We start from the raw sequence: 20,077 nt of genomic DNA on the forward strand, positions 1-20,077 counted from the left end.
ATGAATTTAACGCTGTTGCAAAAACAGCGCGGACGCTGCACGCCCACTGGAGGAAGTATGAGGTTTAAATTAAATCCTATCGCATTAGGGATGTTGACGGCGCAATTGCTGATCTATCCAGCAATGCAAAGTCAGGCTGTTACGTTGGGGACTTACACACCAGAAAATAATGACAATCAAATAGGTAAAATTACCGTCAGCAGCGGCAATGAAACCCTCACCGGCAATCAGGCGTTCACGGCAGGAACAGATGGCGCAGTCACCACCACGCTCGGGCAAGTAGCAATCACCTCGGGATCGCAATATCTCAATCAGGATCGCCTTGATCCCGGCCCGCAAAACTTTGCTATCACTACGCCCGATGCGGCCACCGGCACCAACAGCACGTTCCAGGTTTATAACTCTGCGAGTCTTGTCGCATTAGCGCCCGTCACCAGCGCCACTAGCGTGCCGGATGTGCAAAACGTCAATAATGGCCAATATATCGACGCGCGCATTGCCGATGTCACCGGCGGTACGCTGAATGTGAATATCGGCCAGGCCAATGCGCTCAGCAGCGCCAGCACCAACAGCTGGACCATGGCAGCCAAGAAGACGCAGCTGTTTGATGTGAGCGGCACCGGCACGGTGAACTGGAACAGCAACAACCGCATCAGCTTCTTCGGAGCAACCGCCACGCCAGACGGCGCAGGATCGGCCACCAGCAGCTATCAGGTGCAAAATCTTGCCACTTATAACGGTGGTTTCAGCGTGCAGACGCTGGATGGCAAAAGCACCAGTTTTACCGTCACTAACGCCAGCCAACTGCAAAGCTACAATAACTGGCTGATCAGCCAGCTACAGGCAGGCAACCTCGATAAAACGCGCTATCTCACCGAATTCAACAAAGCCGTCACCTTCACCAATGCCAACATCGTCTACAACGTTAGCGCCACACCGCCAGATGAAGTCACGCAATCCATTGGCAATCGCATTGTGATTAATGCCAGTGGCGCGGGCGCGAAAGTGAATCTGGCGGCAGGTAAAACGCTGGAAGTGGTGGGCGCAACGGGTGGAGCGATTAAAGCCTCGAACGGCGCGCAAGCAGTGATTGATGGCAAGCTGGCGAGCCGAGGCAGCATCACCAATAACGGTACGGCGCTGGTGCTAACCGACAACAGCAGCGGGATTAACAACGGTGTGATTAACGGCGGATTCCTCAATCGTCAGGATGGCACCGGCATTGGCTCGACCGGCTACGGTGCCAACGGCGTAGCCGTGCAAACCGGCAGTACCTTCAATAACAACGGCATCCTCAATTTCGCCACCACCGGCAGCAATTCACAGTATGGCGTGGCCGGCATCAATCTTGGTGTGTCATCCACCGCCAATAACAGCGGCAATATCAACGTCGGCGTTAACGGTTCGAGTGCGCGCGGCACCGCATCCGGCGTGTTACTGACCGATGCCACATCCAGCTTTACCAATAACGCCAGCGGCAATATCTACATTGGTCGCGGCCCGCAGAACAGCCTGGGTGAGGCGACGGCGGATACCGCGATGAACCAGAGCGGGCTCACCAGCGGTATCGCCTTGGTCGCCAACGGCAACGCGGTAAACGATGGCAGCATTACCATCGGGACGAAAACGCAAAACGCAGCGGGGATGTCGGCGACGGGTGCTAATAACGCCACCATGATCAACAACGGCACCATCAATGTGAACGGTGCGGCCGCAACGATACCGCGCGAAAACGTCGGTATGCTGGTGAACAACAGCGCGGGCAACATCAATAACGCGGGCACCATCAATCTGAATGGCGTGAACGGCACCGGTCTGAAAGTGCTGGCCACCAATGGCAACACCGCCAGCGCCACCTCAACCGGCACCATTAACGTGGCGGGCGGCGCCGATCCGGCCAGCGGCACGCGCAACTATGGCGTGTGGGTGGAAGGGCAAGGAACGGGCACGGCGCAGGCCACCGTTGATGGACCGATTAACCTCAGCGGCAATGGCGCGATTGGCGTGCATGCGCGCGGGAACTCCACGGTAACTGTGGATCCGGCTGCCGTACCGACCTTTTCTAACGGCACCAACCAGATCGCCTTCTTCGCTTATGGCCCCAATGCGCTAATCAACGTGCTGGGCAATAATCCCTTTGATGTCACTACGCAGAACTCGACGCTGTTCCGCGTTGAGCAGGGCGCAGACTTTAACGGCAATGCCTTATCGCTCACTGCGTCGGGCGCCGGATCTACCGCCGTGCTCGGCAGCGGCGCAGGCACCGATGTTAACAGTGGTGCGGCGGTGATCAACGTCAGCGGCAGCGGCGCCAATGGCATCACGGTGGAAGGTGGCGCAAATGGCGTGATTAACGCGGCAACCACCATGAATCTCACCGGCAGCAATGCGATCGGTGCGATTGTTGACGGACAAAAACACGATATCTTCGGCAGAAACAGCGGCTCGCCTGTGACCAGCACCAGCCTCAATTCTGCGGCGTCTTTAAATGCTTCGCAGAGTGGATTGACCGGCTACGTGGCACGCAATCGCGCGCAGCTAACCAACACCGGCGATATCACCTTTACCGGCGCCAATTCCACCGGCATTCGCGTGGAAAGCGGCGCAACCGGCACCAACAGCGGCAATATCAATATCAACGATGGCGGCACCGGCATCGCGGTGAACAGCGGCAGCAGCACCTTTGCCACCACCGCCAACAACACCGGCACCATCAACGTTAACGGCGGCAGCACCACTAATCGCAGTCGCGGCGTCAGCGCCAGTGGGAATCGCGCGGTAGCGAACCTGAATGGTGGCACGTTGAATCTCAACGGCACCGGCGCGATCGGCGCGGAAGCGCTAAACGGCGCACTGGTGAATATCGCCGCCGGTTCAGCGCCGATATTCAACAACAGCGACCAGATCGCCTATCACGCGGCGGGCAGCGGATCGCGCATCAGCTCCGCCACCAACGCCTTAGATATCAACAGCAGCGGTTCAACCGGCTATCGCATTGATGATGGCGCGGCGCTAAGTTTCGCCTCTCCAACAACCATTACCTCCAGCGCTAGCAACAGCACCGGTGTGATTATCTCCGGCAGCGGCAGTAGCCTGAATAGCAGCAACGCCAACTTCACCGCCAGCGGCCAGGGCAGCACGGCAATCCGCGCAGAAGGCGGCGCGAACGCCACGCTGGATAGCGGCAGCAGCATCAATCTCAGCGGCAGCAACGCGGTTGGCGTGCTGGTGAATAATCTGCGTACCGATTTGAGTAATGCGCTGGATGGCAGCGCGGCGGCCACCCGCGTCACCAGCAACGGCAACGTCAGCGGCGCGGGTAACGGCGCAATTGGCTTTGACGTCACCAACGGCGCAGAACTGGTCAACAACGGCAATGTGAATCTTACCGGCAGCAACAACATCGGTATCCGTTCGCGCGCTGGCAGTACGCTGACCAACAACGGCGTGGTCAACGTGGCCAACGGCACCGGGCTGGATGTCTCCGGCAGCGGCAGCACGCTGGCGAAAGGCGGCACCATTAATGTCGATAACGGCACGGCGGGCGTGCGCATTAGCGATGGCGCGCAACTGGCTTTAACCGGCAGCGACACGGTGATCACCACGCGCGGCAATGCGCACGGCATTTTGCTGGATAGCGGCGCGACCGCACTCAGTGCCAGCGACGCCACGGTGAACGTGCTGGGCAGCGGCAACGGCATCGAAAACCGCGCCGAGTTGAGCAACGTCGGCCTGAGCAATCTCACCATTAACGTCGGCGACGGTAACGGTATTCGTACCGCCGTACCGTTCGATCCGGCTTCAACCGTGACCACCAACGTGAACGGCAGCGGCAGCGGCTTGAACATCGCCAATGCCGATGGTTCGACCACCAGCGGCGATCTGACATTAGGTTCGGGCTATCAGTTTAATGTTACCGGCGCGGGCGGCACCGGTATTCGCGCCAATACCACGGGCAATGTCACCACCGCCGCCAATGTGAATATCGATAATGCGGCGGGTGGATCGGCGCTGGTATCCAGCACCGCAGGCACCATCGTCAATACCGGCAACTTCACTTCTAACAGCCTGACGGCGCCGGTGGTGGATCTGCGCGGTGGCAAAACCATTTTCGAGAACCTCGGCAACATCATCACCGCCAATCCACAAACCGTGGCGGTGGCGGGCAGCAACGCCGATGACGAAATCCTGCTGACGGAAGGCGCGGTGCAGGGCGATATCAATCCAGGCGGCGGATCGGATCTGTTCCGCTGGACGGGCGGTACGCTCAACGGCAGCCTGACGATGGGCAACGACAACAACAACACCGCTGAAGTGAGTAATGTCGATCTCGGTACCACGTACCATCTCACCAGCGGCGCTGGCACCGGTAACACCTTAACCTTCAACCAGATCGATTCACGCGGCGGGAGCTTCAGCGCCGACGATCTCAGCAAAGGGGTCAACCTCGGCAGGGGCTGGAGCACCATCAACTTCGCTAACACTAAATGGACGCTAACCGATAACCTGCAGCTGGCGCACAGCACCATCAATGTTGATGCGGGATCAACGCTGTTCGCCGGCGATAACGTGCATCCAACGCTGTCGGGTGGAACGGCGGATTCGCTGGTGGTGAACAACGCCGGTACGCTGGATCTCACCAACGGCGCGGGGTCGCCGGGCAATACGCTGGATATCGCGGGCTCGCTGGCATCGAGCGGCGGCCAGCTCAATCTGGTCACCAACCTGAATGAGGGCGGTGCGCTGAGCAACCAGTTCACCGACCATCTCAACGTCACCGGCAATGCCAGCGGTACCACGCTGGTTAACGTGAAACTTGCCGATGCCAGCACCGGCGCACTCACCGATCTCAATCAAAACGGTGGCGTGGAAGGCAACGAAGGGATCTCGCTGGCGCAGGTCGGCGGCAATGCCAGCGCTAACAGCTTCGCGCTAAAAGATGGCTATCTCGGCGCCGGGCCGTGGCAATATCGGCTCTACACCTTTGCACCGGGCAGCAGCGATCCCAATCAACGTTTAGTCAGCGGCAGCGGCAATAACTATTGGGATTACCGTCTGGCGAACTACTACGTGTGTGAAGATAGCAACAGCTGCCAGCCGACCTTCGTCACCGATGCCTTTGGTACGCCGCAAAGCTACGATTCGCGTCCAGCGGTGGTGCCGCAAGTGCCTTCGTATGTGTCCGCGCCGGTCGGTTTAGCCTATTACACTGCAGCGATTATCGACGATCTGCATAAACGCCTCGGCGAACTGCGCCACGAGCAGACGCGTCCGGAAGGCAACGGCGGCGAGATGTTCCTGCGCTACATCGGCTCGAACCTGAAGTACAAGAGTGATAAGAGTTTCCGCGACTTCGGCTATGATTTTGACCTCGATTACAGCGCGGTGCAGGTGGGCGGCAATCTGCTGCGTCTGGATGGCGAGCAAGATAGCCTGCGCGGCGGTTTAGCCTATACGCGCGGTAATACGCGTATTCGTCCACATGCGGCCGACGGCTACAGCAGCACCACCTTCGACAGCGACAGCCTGGCGTTTTACGGCACTTGGCAACGTCAAAGCGGTTTCTATCTGGATGGTGTGCTGTCGTTTGACTGGCATCGCGGCGAAACCGATATTGCGCGCACGCAAGAGGTGGCGAAGCTGAAAGGTAATGGCTGGACGGCATCGCTGGAGAGCGGCTATCCGTTTGAGTTGGGCGATGGCTACAAACTGGAGCCGCAAGCGCAGCTGATGTACATGAAGCTGAATATGGACGACTTCACCGATAAAGACGGCAACAAGGTACGTTACGGCGATTACAACCAAACCATTGGTCGTTTGGGCGCGCGTCTTGATCGTACGTGGACCGACGACAGCAATCGTCAATACACGCCTTATCTGCGCGCCAACTACTACAAAGGTTGGGGCGGCACGGCGGATACGTCGGTATCTTCGGTGGATAATCCGGCGTTTGGCGCCATCTTCAGCAGCGGGCAGTTTGGTCAAATGTGGGAACTGGGCGCCGGCGGCACAGCGACCTTGCAGAAGGATGTGTCGCTGTATGCTGAGGCGGATTATCGCAAAGAGATCGAGGGCAACGGTGCCAAAGGCTGGCGCTATAACGTTGGCGTTAGGTGGCAGTTCTGATTCCAGGTGCGCATAAATGCGCACCCTACGAAAACCGAACTCTGCCTTCGTAGGGGCGCCATTTATGGCGACCGCCAAAATTCCAGGTGCGCATAAATGCGCGCCCTACGAAAACCGAACTCTGCCTTTGTAGGGGTGCCATTTATGGCGACCGCCAAATGACAGGCATAAAAAAACGGATGGCGCGAACCATCCATTTTGCTCTAACTCATGGCGTTTTAGGCGTTAGATTGCCTGATACTGCTCATCCTGCAATGCAATCGGTGCAACGGTGCTGGTGGCAATACCTGAAGTGGTGACAACAGACAGGTCGGCCTGAGTCAGATTCAGGTTAACCTGCTGTGCTTCCGCTTCAACGTTATTACCCAGCAGCGTATCTTCCGCATCGCTCAGCAGCTCTGCACCTGAAATATCGAACAGGCTGAACATCTCACTCTTCGTTTCAGCAACCGGACGCTCGCCAATGTGGAAGACGAATGGCTCGGATTCCACGCCGTTAACTTTGGCAAATACGCTGTATTGGCCATCATCAAAGCGAGTCTCCACTTCGATATACCACTTACCGCTGGCAGCAACACCGGTGAAGCCCAGAGAACGGCCATCCGTTGTCAGCAGTTCCACGACTGCTTCCGGCTCACCTGAACCGTAAATCACTACGCGATGATCCTGAATCGCTTCGCCATCGGAAGGCTGGCGAGTGTCGAAATCGAAGAATCGACCAGAAACAGCATCAATACTCGCGGCATCCGCTTCAACAGTGAACTTGCGAGCCAGCAAGCTATCCTGGTTTTCATTTTGGACAGAAATGCTGTGATCACCATTAGCCAGCTTCAGTGAGTAAGACCAGGTGCCATCTTGCGCGGTGCGCACGCTGCCAACCAACTCGCCGTTATCGTAGATTTCCAGCACGATATTCTGACCCGCAATGCCACGCAGCAGCGGCGTTGAATCTTTTGTCACCGCACCGTATGCAATCAGGTCTTCACCCGCGTTATCGTCGTAAACGTTGAAGTTGATGCCGATATTTTCAGGTGCAACCAGGCTGAAGATCAGCGTGCCGCCTTTGTTGCCCGCAACATCGGTGGCAACCACTTCGTGTCCGCCAGCCGCTAATGGTTCAGTGGTCTGGAAGCTCCAGCGACCGTACTCATTGGCAATAACGCTGCCTGCAACTTTGCCATCGATGGTGATGGTGACCAGCGTGCCGGCAACCGCTATGCCATTTAGTACTGGCGTGTTGTCATCGATGGAAGCGTTGTAGCCAAAGTTATCTATACCATTGAATTCGCTGATCCCACCCAGAACCCACGGAGTAACGACCTGTGCTGCCACAACATTAAAGGAGAATGCTTCGCTGGTATCATTAGCATTTGCACCAACAGTAATGGCATGCGCACCTAAGGAGAGATCTGATGCGGGTTTAAATGCCCATGCACCAAAGCTGTTTGCCAAAGTAGAACCGATTTCGATACCGTTATCATAGATACGGACCAGCGTATTAGCAGGTGCATTACCTACCAGGTTTGGTCGGTTGTCATCTGTAATACCGTTCGCTTTGACGATGCCTGGTCCGAAGAATTGATCCATTACCTGAGTAATATTGAACGGATTCTCAGGCTCAACGGGTACTTCAGGCTCAACTGGCACTTCAGGCTCAACTGGTACTTCAGGCTCAACTGGTACTTCAGGCTCAACGGGTACTTCAGGCTCAACGGGCACTTCAGGCTCAACGGGCACTTCAGGCTCAACCGGTACTTCTGGCTCTGGCTTAGTGATCACAAAGTCGAATTGCGCACTAGCGTTATCGTTGCCAACTTTCGCCACGATGCTGTGAGTGCCAACAGACAGTGGATCGGTTACGTTGAAAATCCAGCTGCCATCACGAACGCTGGTCACCACGGATCCAATCTCTTTGTCACCTTCGTACAGACGAATCAACACACCTTTAGGGCCGTATCCTGTGATCAGTGGCGTGGTATCCGCCGTTTCACGATCGCCGGTCTCTTCACCTGAGTTGCTGCCTACGAAGCTGATATCAACCGGAACGTTTACAACAATATTCCAGGCTTCAGTTTCTGTACCGTTACTGCTTTTCACCACAAAGCTGTGGTTGCCGTTGACCAGATACGCTGGGTTAACCGGAGTGAATTCCCAGTAACCGGTGGATGAAACGCGGCGCTCGCCGATTTTGATACCATTGTCGAAAATTTGTACCAGACTATTTGGCTCTGCAGTACCTGACAGTTTCGGTGTGTCGTCATCGGTGGTGCCATTTTTCTCAACATAGCCGCCCTTGCCAACGTTATCGAGGATGTACTCGATCTCTGGTGTTTGTGGCTTGGTGGCTTCTGGCGCAGAAATGGTGATAACGAACGGCGCACTGGCGGTGCCTTCGGCGGTTTTGAACACCAGATTGTAGCTACCCAGCGACAGCTCCGGCGTCAGAGTCCAGCTGCCCCACGCATCGGTCACGGTTGAGCCCAGAACCTCGTCGCCGTTGTACAAACGAATAACAACGTTAGCGCCTGCACGACCAAAGAAGCGTGGCGTAGTATCGATTGATGTTGCACCTGAACCAATCAGTTGGTTGTAGCCAGCTGAGTTATCAAACGCACCCGACACTTCAATTGGTTCTGCTGCTGCAGAAACAATGGTCACCGGGAATGGTTTGGTGGCAGAGCCTTCGCCCGCTTTGAACATCAGATTGTAGCTACCTGAAGTCAGCGTTGGTGTCAGGCTCCAGCTGCCGTAAGCGTCAGATTTCGTTGATCCAATTTCTTGCTCGCCGTTATACAGGCGAATCACCACGTTAGCACCGGCTTTGCCATAGAAGTAAGGCGTGGTGTCTTTGATGGTGGCGCCTGGCGCCAGGTTGCGGTTATAGCCGTTTGAGTCTTCTAACGCGGCATAAATTTCAATCGGCTGCGAATCGGCCGAGGTGATGTTCAGCGCGAACGCTTTGCTCACTGAACCTTCACCGGCTTTGAACACCAGATTGTAGCTACCTGCTGGCAACGTTGGTGTCAGGCTCCAGTTACCGTAAGCATCTGAGTAAGTTGAACCTACCTCTTTCTCGCCGTCGAACAGGCGGATCAGTACATTTGCACCGGCTTTACCGTTAAAGCGTGGGGTGGTGTCTTGCGTGCTATCGCCAGACTTGAGCGGCTTGTGGTAGTAGCGATCGCTGTCATCATAGACATGGGTGATTTCAATTGGCTGCGAATCGGCAGAAACGATGTTCAGCGCAAACGGTTTGCTGTCTGAACCTTCACCGGCCTTGAACACCAGGTTGTAGCTGCCTGCCGGCAGAGTAAGGTTCAGATACCAGTAGCCGCTTGCCGAGGCCAGGGTCGATCCAATTTCCTGATCGCCGTTAAACAGGCGAACGATGACGTTAGCACCGGCTTTGCCGCTGAAGCGTGGCGTGGTGTCCTGGGTGGAGTCACCAGATTTGAGATAGGTTTCGCTATACCGATTAAGGTCATCAACAACACTGAAAATTTCAATTGGCTGCGAATCGGCAGAAACGATGTTCAGCGCGAACGGTTTGCTCTCTGAACCTTCACCGGCCTTGAACACCAGGTTGTAGCTGCCTGCCGGCAGAGTAGGGTTCAGATACCAGAAGCCGCTTGCCGAGGAAAGGGTAGAGCCAATTTCCTGGTCACCATTAAACAGGCGAACGATAACATTCGCACCGGCTTTGCCGCTGAAACGTGGCGTAGTGTCCTGCGTGGTGTCCCCGGATTTAAGATAGATTTCACCGTAACGATTAATGTCATCAACGACGGTATAAATTTCGATTGGCTGCGAATCGGCAGAAACGATGTTCAGCGCGAACGGCTTGCTCTCTGACCCTTCACCGGCCTTGAATACCAGGTTGTAGCTGCCTGCAGGCAGAGTAGGGTTCAGATACCAGAAGCCGCTTGCCGAGGAAAGGGTAGACCCAATTTCCTGATCGCCATTAAACAGGCGAACGATGACGTTGCCACCGGCTTTGCCGCTGAAACGTGGCGTGGTGTCCTGCGTAGTGTCCCCGGATTTAAGATAGATTTCACCGTAACGATTGATGTCATCAACAACGGTATAAATTTCTATCTGCTGAGCGTCAGGCGTCACAACGTTCAGGATATAAGGCTCGCTTGACGTTTTACCCGATACAAAGGTCAGGCTATGCGCACCGCCGTCCAGCTTGGCAGTAAAGCTCCACTGGCCATTACCATTAGCTTGCACCGAGCCGATTTCCTTCTCACCATCAAAGATTTTGACGACGGAGTTTGGCGTGGCGCTGCCGGTGAAACGTGGCGTGGTGTCATTGGTAGTGCTGCCAGACTGCAGGTATTGGGCGTAGCCCGCACTGTCGTCAATGGCTTGCGCCACCAGAACAGGCTGTTCTGGCTGAGTAGCTACTGAAACATCATAGCTGGCTGAAACGGGGTTGCCCGCGCCAGCAACCTGCACGGTAAAGTGGTGTTCGCCCGAGGTAAATGCATCAGACGACCAAACCCACTTACCGGTTGGCGTGGCATTGATACGTGCAATCTCAACGCCGTTATCAAAAATGATAATTTGCTTGTTCGCTGTAGCTCGGCCTTCGAAAATCAACACGCCTTTTTCCGCATCGCCGCCAGATTCAATCGGGATCAGTTTGTTATTCTGTGGGGTGCGGATGGTATCGATGATCGCTTCGTTATACTTGATAGGCACAATCGGTGGTAATTGCGCCGCAGCAGTTGCGATGGAAGCAGTATTGGCGCTGGTTTGCGCTGTACGTGTTGCGTTTTGGTTTTTAGTGGTGCTCATATTTACAGTCCTATTGTCATACTGCGCTCATGGAAAAAACTGACGCAGTATTTAGAACTTCACGTAATAAAATGACGAGAAATGTCCCAATAAAGGTTAAGCGTTCTGTTAAAGCTGCTTTTTTGTTTTTTATTTATAAAATTCAATAAATTATGATTTATTAATTTTTTAAATTATTTGTTATATCTCTGCCTCTTAACGTCCCCGCATCGCCAGCATCCCTTGCACGACAAAACTGGAATCTGATTTACTCTAAATAAATTTTTATCGGTTTTTATTCCCGCAGGTTTTGTGAGCCATTCCTTATTGCCATGCACGACAAGACAAAAAACAGCCCGCCACGCTAAAGCCCAGCGCATGCGCTGCCGAAAAGGTAAAAAAGCATAATCGATTTTTTCTTTTCGCCTGCGTTTTGCAAGGACACACACATGCGTAACAACCAGCCCGTCACTCAGCGCGAATTCAGTTTTGATGATAACGCCACGCTGATGTCGACAACCGACTTAAATAGCTTCATTACCTACGCCAACGACGCCTTTATTGAAGTCAGCGGATTTAGCCCGGAAGAGGTGAATGGCCAGCCACATAACATGGTGCGCCATCCAGATATGCCGCCGGAAGCCTTTGCCGATATGTGGGCGACGCTCAAGCAGGGCGAACCGTGGACGGCGCTGGTGAAAAACCGTCGTAAGAATGGCGATCACTATTGGGTGCGCGCCAACGCCATTCCGGTGGTGCGTGAGGGCAAGGTGCAGGGCTTTATGTCGGTGCGCACCAAGCCGTCAGCGCAAGAGGTGCGTCAGACCGAAACGCTGTACCGCGATTTCCGTGAAGGCCGCGCCAAAGGGCGTCGCTTCCATAAAGGATTAATTGTCGGCACCGGCTGGCGTGCTCTTAGCTCGATCCTGAAAACGCTGCCGCTGCGCTGGCGTATTCGCTCTACCTTATTAACGCTGTTGCCGCTCTCAGTGCTGGGCGTTTGGCTACTTGGGTTGGCTCCGTTGGCGATAGGCAGCTTCGCCGGCGGCATGGCGGGCCTTTTGCTGGTGGCGAGTCTGTGGCTGGAGCAGCAAATTTCACGTCCAATGGAACGCATGTGCCGTCAGGCATTAAGCGTGGCGACCGGCGCCAGCCATAAAGTGGAACAGATTGATCGCGTCGATGAGATTGGCGTCACGCTGCGCGCCATCGGCCAGCTTGGGCTGATGTTCCGCTGGCTGGTTGATGATGTTAGCGGCCAGGCAATCAATGTACTGAGCGCCAGCGATGCCATCGCGCGCAGCAACGACGAATTGAGCCGCCGCACCGAACAAGCTGCCGCTAACGTGCAGCAAACCGCTGCCACCATGAATGAAATGACCGCCACGGTGAAGAGCAACACCGATACCGCCAAAGAGGTGAATGGCTTATCGGAAAATACCAGCCATGCGGCGATCAAAGGCGGCAAGGTGATGCAGGAGATGGTGGGGATGATGGCGGAAATCGCCGACAGCTCGAAGCGTATCGCCAATATCACCAGCGTGATTGACGGCATCGCCTTCCAGACCAATATTCTGGCGCTGAATGCGGCAGTGGAAGCGGCGCGCGCCGGCGAGCAGGGCAAAGGATTTGCGGTGGTGGCCGGTGAAGTGCGCAGCCTCGCACAGCGCAGCGCCAAAGCCGCCAGCGAAATCAAAAACCTGGTGGAAACCAGCGCCAGCCGCGTGCAGTCGGGCAGCGATCACGCCGATGCTGCCGGACATACCATGCAGGAGATTGTCGATCAGGTGCAGAATGTCACCGCGTTGATCGCGCAGATCAGCGGCGCGACTGCCGAGCAGGCCATCGCGCTAACGCAGGTCAGCACGGCGGTGGAAGATCTCGACGATATCACCCATCAAAACGCCGCACGCGTGGCGGAAAGCGCTGAAGCATCCGGGCGCATGAAGCATCAGGCCAATCGTCTGGTGGAAGCGATCAGCGTGTTCCGTTAACGCATTTCACGTTCGGCACGCAGCGCGCCGGGCGGCGTGCCAACAATGCGTTTGAATGCGCGGCTAAAAGCTGCCAGCGAACCGTAACCGAGGTGGAAGGCGACGCTTTCCACCGCTTCGCCTTCATGAACGATACGTTCCACCGCCAATCGCATACGCAGCTCGGTAAGATAGCGCAGCGGCGTCATGCCGGTTGCGCTCTGGAAACGGGCGGCAAACACCGAGCGCGAGCTGCCAGATTCCCGCGCCAGCCGTTCCACCGTCCAGTTTTCACCAGGTTCACGATGCATCGCCGCCATTGCCAGGCTGAGACGCGGATCGCGCAGCGCCTGCACCAATCCGCTGCCTTTGCCGCAGCCATTCTCCACCCAGCCACGTACAATCTGCGCCGCCACCACATCCGCCAGCCGCGACAGAATCCCGGCGAAACCGGCTTTGCGCTGCCGCGTTTCTCGCTCCATCGCATCGAGAATCGGCTGAATTTCCGGATACTGCGCCAGCAACGTACTCACCAGCATCACATCCGGCATGGTATGCACCAGCGGTTGCATGCCGCCGAGTTCAAACGCCATGCAGGCGCTAAACAGAATCACATCGCTGTCGTCCGGGCATACATCTACGCCGTCGCCGATAGCGCAGACGCTGTCGCAAATCGGGCGACTATTAAAGGTGGTGATCGGTACGCAGACCGCCGCTTCGTCGGAGATCAACGCATGTGGCTTACCGTGCGGGATCAGCAGCGCATCGCCCGCCTGCAGCGGATAGATCACGCCAGAGGCTGAACGGATCAGTAACGATCCGCGCCCAACAAAGTGCAGCTGCGCCTTGCCTGGCGCATCCTCATATTGCAGACCAAAAGGCGCGTGCAGCGCGATACGCTGGTATTTGACACCGTACAGGCGCATGCCCATTAGCAGTTCACTGGTCAGATCTTCATAGCGGCTCATACGAATCCAGACGAATAATCAAAAAACAAAGTTTCTGCATCATAGATCGTCTGATGATCAGTCACTATGCTTAACGCTAAATATTTTGTGATGGGGATCACAGATGAGCCTGGATACTGAAGTTATCGAAACACCAATAGAAGTGGATAAACCGGCGTGGGGCGCAGTGTTTGCCATGGCGTTTGGCGTGTTCGGCCTGATTACCGCAGAATTTCTGCCGGTAAGTTTGCTGACACCGATTGCCGACACGCTGCACATCAGCGAAGGGCAGGCGGGACAAACCGTTACCGTGACTGCGCTGGTGGCGCTGCTCACCAGTTTGGTGATTGGCAACGTGACGCGTCAGCTCGATCGTCGCGTGGTGATGCTGGCCTTTACGCTGCTGCTAATTGCCTCCGCGCTGCTGGTGGCCTTTGCCGAGAATTTGCCGATGATTCTGCTGGCCCGCGTGCTGCTGGGCGTGGCGATTGGCGGCTTCTGGACGCTCTCCACGGCGATTACCATGCGTCTGGTGCCGAGCGATCAGGTGCCGCGCGCGCTCTCCATCGTATTCAGCGGCATTTCGCTGGCGACCATTATTGCTGCGCCGCTCGGCAGCTATTTGGGCGGCATTATTGGCTGGCGTAACATCTTTATGCTGACCGCCGCGCTGGGCGTGCTGGCGCTTCTGTGGCAGTTCTTCACTTTGCCCGCGATGCCGCCCGTCAATAAAGCGCGCAGCGGTGGCGTGCTGGATCTGCTGCGTAAAAGCGTGATGCGCTGGGGCATGCTGGCGGTGATCATGATGTTCACCGGCCACTTCGCCTTCTTTACTTATCTGCGTCCGTTCCTCGAAGGCAGCGCGCAGCTTAACGTCAATCAGCTGTCGCTAGTGCTGCTGGCGTTTGGCGTGGCGAACTTCTTTGGTACTTCGCTGGCCGGTTATCTGGTGACGCGCAGCGTATCGCTGACGTTAACCGCGATGGCGCTGGTGATGAGCGTGACCGCGCTGCTGCTGGTGAGTTTCGGCGAGGTGTCTTGGCTGGTCGCGGCGGGCGTGGCGTTGTGGGGCCTGGCATTTGGTTCGATGCCAACCGGCTGGTCAACGTGGATTTCCCGCGCGGTGCCGGACGATGCGGAATCGGGCGGCGGTTTGCTGGTCGCTACCATTCAGCTGGCGATCACCGCCGGTGCCGCCGCCGGTGGCTGGATGTTCGATCTGCAAGGCGCTGGCGGCGTATTCCTCGCCAGCGGCGTGCTGATGCTCTTAGCCGCCATCACCATCTTCACCCGCGTCCGCCACCACGGTTAACCGTAGGGTCGCCATTCATGGCGACCTTGCCAACAACCGCACGAATCAAAAGGCCGCCATTTATGGCGACCTTTTTAATCATCGCACCATCACCTATCACAGCCATAAATCCTGCCTTTTGGTTAAATGTCAGATTTTTAACCCTTTGCACAAAGGTTAACCCAAACGTGCTTTTTACATTCAAAATATTCGAACAACAACGGCAAATCTCTCCGCTTTTTACTGATCAACTCTACGACTATTATGTATCTCAACAAGGCGATGACGCCTTACTCAATCAAAAGTACATTAAGGAATTGACCATGAAATCTATCAAAACTTTTGCTGCTGTTATCGCTCTGACCGTTCTGCCATTCGCTAGCTTTGCGCAAAGCATCACTGCAACCGCTTCAACGCTGGATGGTGCAGAAGCGCAAATCGCTGCTCAGGCGCACGAAGCTGGTGCTTCCTATAAAGTGACCGAAGCCAACTTCAACAACGGCGTGCACATGACTGCCGAACTGACCAAATAAGTTGCGTTAACGTTCTGTGCTGACAGGGTGCCTTCGGGCGCCCTGGCGGCGTTGGTAACCTGATAAAATCCTGTCACTTTCCCTTCGAAATGATTACTATTCTCAAAAAGTAGCATCCTTCGTCGGCTCGCCTCGGGCTGTCTTTTTAAATATTGGTTGTAATGTCGGGCTTTCACTTCACTGCCATCAGGCGGTGTTTTTGCTATGGAGAAGTTATGAAGGCGAATAAAAAATCATGGGCGCTGCGTCCACTGCTGCTGGCAACGGCGCTGTTCTCGACCTCTGCGGTGATGGCGGCAGAATCTCAGCCGCTGAATCAAGTGATCTCAAAAGGCGCTTACGAACTGGCATTCAGCAACAGCGATAACGCACTGTTTCTCGCGACCGCGCAGAGCACAACCGACAAAAAAGGCGGCACCGTTTATCGCCTCGATCCGCAGGATTTGGCGGTGAAGCAAACCATCAATACCGATCTGCCGACCTTTGGCGCGGCGATCAATCAGAAAACCAACACCCTTTACTTAGGTAACACGCGTGACGGTTCACTGACCGCAGTGGATGCCACCAGCGGTAAAGTGATCAACACGCTGGTGCTGGATGGCCGTCAGCGCAGCGAAACCGTACGTCCGCTGCAGCCGCGCCAGCTGGCCGTCGATCCGGCAACCGATCGCGTTTATATCACCGGCCTCGGTGAGCAGAGCGTGGTGTGGGTGGTGGATGGCAAAACCCTGAAACTGATCAGCACCGTGCCGAACACCGGTAAAATGGGCACCGGTTTGGCGATCGATTCTGCGGCGCAGAAACTGTATGTCACGAATTCCGACGGCGAACTGGTTACCATCAATACGCGCCTGAACGCGATTGAAAAGCGTCAGAAAATCGATGGCGATAAAGATCACTTCTTCCTGAATATTTCGCTGGATACTCAAGGCCATCGCGCCTTCCTCAGCGACTCAAAACAGTCGCAGGTGCTGGTGCTGGATACCCGCACGCAGCAGGTGATCCACAAGATCGATGTGCCAGAATCGCTGGCAGTGCTGTTCAATGCCGATCGTGATGAGCTGTACGTTACGCACCGCAAAGCGGGCGAAATCAGCATCATCGACGCCAGCAGCTACAAAGTGAAACGCACGGTGAAAGCGCCAGGCCTGCCAAACAGCCTGGCGGTTTCCGCGGATGGTAAAACCCTGTTTGTCAGCATCAAACAGCCGGGTTCACGCAAAGAGCCACCCAAAAATCCCGATAGCGTTTTGCGCATCGAACTCTGATCGGTAGTTTTCTGAAACTGAGAGGCGGCTTATGCCGCCTTTTGCATTTCTGCCATCTGCGCCGTTTTTATCGCCGCACATACGCTACCTTGTAGAGCAACAACACCAATGGAGAGGATGCAATGAGCCAGTTTTTTATGCATGAGAAAAATGATCTGGTTAACGAAGCTATCGAAGGGGTTTTGCTGAGCACGCCGTGGCACAACCTCAGTCGCCTCGATCTCGGTGATGAGATTCGCGTGGTGGTGCGCTCGGACTGGGATAAAAGCAAAGTGGCGCTGATCTCCGGCGGCGGTTCCGGGCATGAACCGGCGCATGCCGGCTTTGTCGGCAAAGGCATGCTGACGGCAGCGGTGTGCGGTGACATCTTCGCGTCGCCGAGTGTCGATGCGGTGCTGAACGCCATCGTTAACGTCACCGGCGATGCCGGATGCCTGCTGATTGTGAAGAACTATACCGGCGATCGCCTCAACTTTGGTTTGGCGGCGGAGAAAGCTAAAAACCTCGGCTACAAAGTTGAGCTGGTGATGGTGCAGGATGATATCGCGCTGCCGGAAAACCCGCAGCCGCGTGGTATTGCTGGCACCGTGCTGGTGCACAAAATCGCGGGCTTTGCGGCAGAGCAGGGACAATCGCTGGATGAGGTTAAAGCGCTGGCACAGCGCGCGATTGATGCCACATCGTCCATCGGTTTAGCTTTCGCCACTTGCCATGTGCCGGGAGAAAAACGTGATGAACGCGTCGAGCCTGGACATAGCGAGCTTGGCATGGGCATTCACGGCGAGCCGGGTGTTATCACGCTGGATACGCAAGACAGCCGCAACATCACCAGCATCATGACCGATAAACTGGCGCAGACGCTGCCGGACGGCAAACAGGCGCTGCTGCTGATCAACAATCTCGGTGGTTTCTCGCAGCTGGAGCTGGCGCTGCTGACGCGTGAAGTGTTGCAGTCGCCGCTGGCGGCACGCATCACCCATCTGTTGGGTCCGGCAACGCTGGTCAGTGCGCTGGATATGAAGGGTTTCTCACTGACGCTGCTGGCGCTGGAAGAGCCGTTTTTGGAAGCATTAAACGCGCCGGTTCAGGTGCTGGGTTGGGTGCCAGTGTATGACTTTGCGCCGATCAGTCTGCAACGTGCTGAGAAGATCGGCAGCGTGCTGGATTTTGATGCCTCTGAGAATGCTGAGGTGGCGAAGATTGTCGCAAGCGTCACGCAGACGCTGATCGATCTGGAAAGTGAACTGAATGCGCTGGATGCCAAAGTGGGCGATGGCGATACCGGTTCAACCTTTGCTGCCGGGGCGAAGAAAATTCAGCGCGGTTTACAGGAAAAACAGCTGCCGCTGGATGAACTGCCAACTTTGCTGGCGCTGATTGGCGAGCAACTGGCCACGGTGATGGGCGGATCGAGTGGCGTGTTGATGTCGATTCTGTTCACCAGCGCCGGTCAGCAGCTGGAAGAGGGCAGCGCGCTGCCGCAGGCGCTGATGCACGGGCTGGAACGCATGAAGCATTATGGCGGCGCACAGCCGGGCCATCGCACTTTAGTGGATGCGTTGCAACCGGCGCTGGAAGCGTTAGTGGCGGGCGAGTCGCTGGCTGTTGCTGCACAAGCGGCGCAGAAAGGTGCCGACGCCACCGCGAAGATGCAGAGCGCCAAAGCGGGGCGTTCCGCGTATCTGAATCAGCAGAGTTTGGATGGGGTGAAAGATCCGGGCGCGTATGCGATTGAGAAGGTGTTTGCGGTGTTGGCGGGTTGATGTAGCAAGGTCGCCATGAATGGCGACCCTACGTACGGTGCGCATTTATGCGCACCGTTTCAAAGACCGCAGCTTACTCCGCGGCTTCGCGCATCATCTCTTCGTGCGGAATATCCTGCAAAATCTGCTCGAAACTGCGCAGACGTTTGTAGATCGACATCAGCGTAATCAGCGTTGACCACGAAGTGATCAAATACTGGAACGACGAACGCACCTGATCAAACACGTTGGTGATCTGGTTCAACAGGCCGAGTGTAATGGTGCCCGCCACAATCGACGGAAACAGCACAAACAGCCCGAACACGTTATCCACCTGCAGATACATAATGCGCGTGATGTTGAAGTACAAATAGTGGAAATAGAGGCGGAAATAGTTCTGACGCACGCGGCTAAACAACTCATGCACCGTCGGCGGTGAAGCGCGTTCAGGATCGTCTTCGCCGTACACCAGCTCTTTACGATAGGCCGCTTCCACCCGTTGATTACGGAACTCCAGCCCCGGCAGTTTAATCCCCACCAACGCCAGCAGCGCGGTACCAAACAGCGACCACAGCAGCGCGGCAATCACCAATGCATACGGAATGCTGCCAAGAATTGGCACCTCTTTGACATGGTGCGACAGCGTGACCAGCACCGGCAGAAACGCCACCAGCGTCATAATCGCCTGAATAAAGTTGATGCCCCAATCCTGCAACGTGCCGGCGAAGCGCATGGTGTCTTCCTGCACACGCTGTGCCGCACCCTCAACCAGACGCAGACGCTGCCAGTTGTGCATGTAGTAATTGTTCATCGCGGTACGCCAGCGGAACACCCAATGGCTGACGAAGAAGGAGTTCATCACGCCAATCACCACCGCGATCAGCGCGATACCGAGAAACGCCAACACTTGCACATAGAACTGGTGGATGGCGACGGAACCGGCTTTGGTCAGCGCCTGTTGAATCATGTCGTAGAACGGGCCGTACCAGGCGTTGACGCCCACGCCAACTTGCACACCAAACCAGGTGACAAAGATGATCAGAATCGATCCCCACACCGACCAGCGCTGCCACGGATGGTTATCAATCACACGCCAGGTGAGCGCGAAGATGCCGGCAACAATCCAGTAATAGGCGTAAAACCACAGTTGGCTGATGTGAATAAAACGGCTGGCATTAGTTGGCAAAGGTTCGTGCATCGCCGCCTGGAGCGCAGGCCAGCGTGCCGGGAAATCACTGAAAAAGCCGAACCAGGCAAAAATTGCTACTAAACTCCAAATCGCAGCTGAGCTGAAAAACAGCGTTGGCCGCGGAAAAAAGGACTTAAACATAGGCACTCCGCTGTTGTGTGTACTCTTTTATACCGCTTCAGACCTCTATCTGTCTGTTGTCGGTTGTATCTGACGATGACAGCTTCGC

The 20,077-nt window shown here is 55.8% G+C and carries 9 protein-coding genes; 6 read left to right on the top strand and 3 right to left on the bottom strand.

Annotated elements, in window-relative coordinates; translation table 11 throughout:
• Window positions 1-57 precede the first annotated feature (57 nt).
• Entirely contained in the window at window positions 58-6,126 is a 6,069-nt protein-coding gene (locus tag NR302_RS01780) for an autotransporter outer membrane beta-barrel domain-containing protein (RefSeq protein ID WP_258144380.1), read from the top strand.
• A gap of 225 nt (window positions 6,127-6,351) precedes the next feature.
• On the opposite strand, the gene NR302_RS01785 is transcribed toward NR302_RS01780, so the two are convergent.
• A complete protein-coding gene (locus tag NR302_RS01785; RefSeq protein WP_258144381.1) occupies window positions 6,352-10,926 on the bottom strand; it encodes an Ig-like domain-containing protein in 4,575 nt (1,524 codons plus the stop codon).
• Between the two features lie 428 nt (window positions 10,927-11,354).
• Between NR302_RS01785 and NR302_RS01790 the strand changes: the two genes are divergently transcribed.
• The gene (locus NR302_RS01790; RefSeq protein ID WP_258144383.1) at window positions 11,355-12,899 is read left to right on the top strand and encodes a PAS domain-containing methyl-accepting chemotaxis protein; all 1,545 of its coding nucleotides are present in this window, start codon (window positions 11,355-11,357) and stop codon (window positions 12,897-12,899) included.
• On the opposite strand, the gene NR302_RS01795 is transcribed toward NR302_RS01790, so the two are convergent.
• Entirely contained in the window at window positions 12,896-13,846 is a 951-nt protein-coding gene (locus NR302_RS01795) for an AraC family transcriptional regulator (RefSeq protein WP_154154675.1), read from the bottom strand. The two genes, NR302_RS01790 and NR302_RS01795, sit on opposite strands and share 4 nt — an antisense overlap.
• Before the next feature lie 103 nt (window positions 13,847-13,949).
• Here NR302_RS01795 and NR302_RS01800 point away from each other — a divergent pair, with 103 nt between their 5' ends.
• The 4 genes from NR302_RS01800 to NR302_RS01815 all read left to right on the top strand — a co-directional run bounded on the left by NR302_RS01800 (window position 13,950) and on the right by NR302_RS01815 (window position 18,680).
• Window positions 13,950-15,137, top strand: a complete 1,188-nt coding sequence (locus NR302_RS01800) for an MFS transporter (protein WP_154193263.1) — start codon at window positions 13,950-13,952, stop codon at window positions 15,135-15,137.
• Between the two features lie 302 nt (window positions 15,138-15,439).
• On the top strand, window positions 15,440-15,649 hold the full coding sequence (locus NR302_RS01805) for a DUF1471 domain-containing protein (RefSeq protein WP_008105630.1): 210 nt from the start codon (window positions 15,440-15,442) through the stop codon (window positions 15,647-15,649).
• A gap of 215 nt (window positions 15,650-15,864) precedes the next feature.
• Window positions 15,865-16,917, top strand: a complete 1,053-nt coding sequence (locus NR302_RS01810) for a YncE family protein (RefSeq protein WP_258144384.1) — start codon at window positions 15,865-15,867, stop codon at window positions 16,915-16,917.
• Window positions 16,918-17,039: 122 nt separating this feature from the next.
• Window positions 17,040-18,680, top strand: coding sequence for a dihydroxyacetone kinase subunit DhaK (locus NR302_RS01815; RefSeq protein WP_154154666.1), 1,641 nt, complete (start codon window positions 17,040-17,042; stop codon window positions 18,678-18,680).
• A 73-nt stretch (window positions 18,681-18,753) separates the two neighbouring features.
• Here NR302_RS01815 and sbmA read toward each other — a convergent pair whose 3' ends face one another.
• Window positions 18,754-19,989, bottom strand: a complete 1,236-nt coding sequence (sbmA, locus tag NR302_RS01820) for a peptide antibiotic transporter SbmA (protein ID WP_008105623.1) — start codon at window positions 19,987-19,989, stop codon at window positions 18,754-18,756.
• Window positions 19,990-20,077 lie beyond the last annotated feature (88 nt).

The organism is Pantoea sp. SOD02, assembly GCF_024707505.1.
In the GTDB taxonomy this organism is placed as follows: Bacteria; Pseudomonadota; Gammaproteobacteria; order Enterobacterales; family Enterobacteriaceae; genus Pantoea; species Pantoea symbiotica.

Excerpts from the sequence above, each read along its gene's own strand:
- sbmA (WP_008105623.1), bottom strand. The coding sequence starts at position 19,989 with ATGTTTAAGTCCTTTTTTCCGCGGCCAACGCTGTTTTTCAGCTCAGCT.
- NR302_RS01815 (WP_154154666.1), top strand. The coding sequence starts at position 17,040 with ATGAGCCAGTTTTTTATGCATGAGAAAAATGATCTGGTTAACGAAGCT.
- NR302_RS01780 (WP_258144380.1), top strand. The coding sequence starts at position 58 with ATGAGGTTTAAATTAAATCCTATCGCATTAGGGATGTTGACGGCGCAA.
- NR302_RS01810 (WP_258144384.1), top strand. The coding sequence starts at position 15,865 with ATGAAGGCGAATAAAAAATCATGGGCGCTGCGTCCACTGCTGCTGGCA.
- NR302_RS01805 (WP_008105630.1), top strand. The coding sequence starts at position 15,440 with ATGAAATCTATCAAAACTTTTGCTGCTGTTATCGCTCTGACCGTTCTG.
- NR302_RS01785 (WP_258144381.1), bottom strand. The coding sequence starts at position 10,926 with ATGAGCACCACTAAAAACCAAAACGCAACACGTACAGCGCAAACCAGC.
- NR302_RS01790 (WP_258144383.1), top strand. The coding sequence starts at position 11,355 with ATGCGTAACAACCAGCCCGTCACTCAGCGCGAATTCAGTTTTGATGAT.
- NR302_RS01800 (WP_154193263.1), top strand. The coding sequence starts at position 13,950 with ATGAGCCTGGATACTGAAGTTATCGAAACACCAATAGAAGTGGATAAA.
- NR302_RS01795 (WP_154154675.1), bottom strand. The coding sequence starts at position 13,846 with ATGAGCCGCTATGAAGATCTGACCAGTGAACTGCTAATGGGCATGCGC.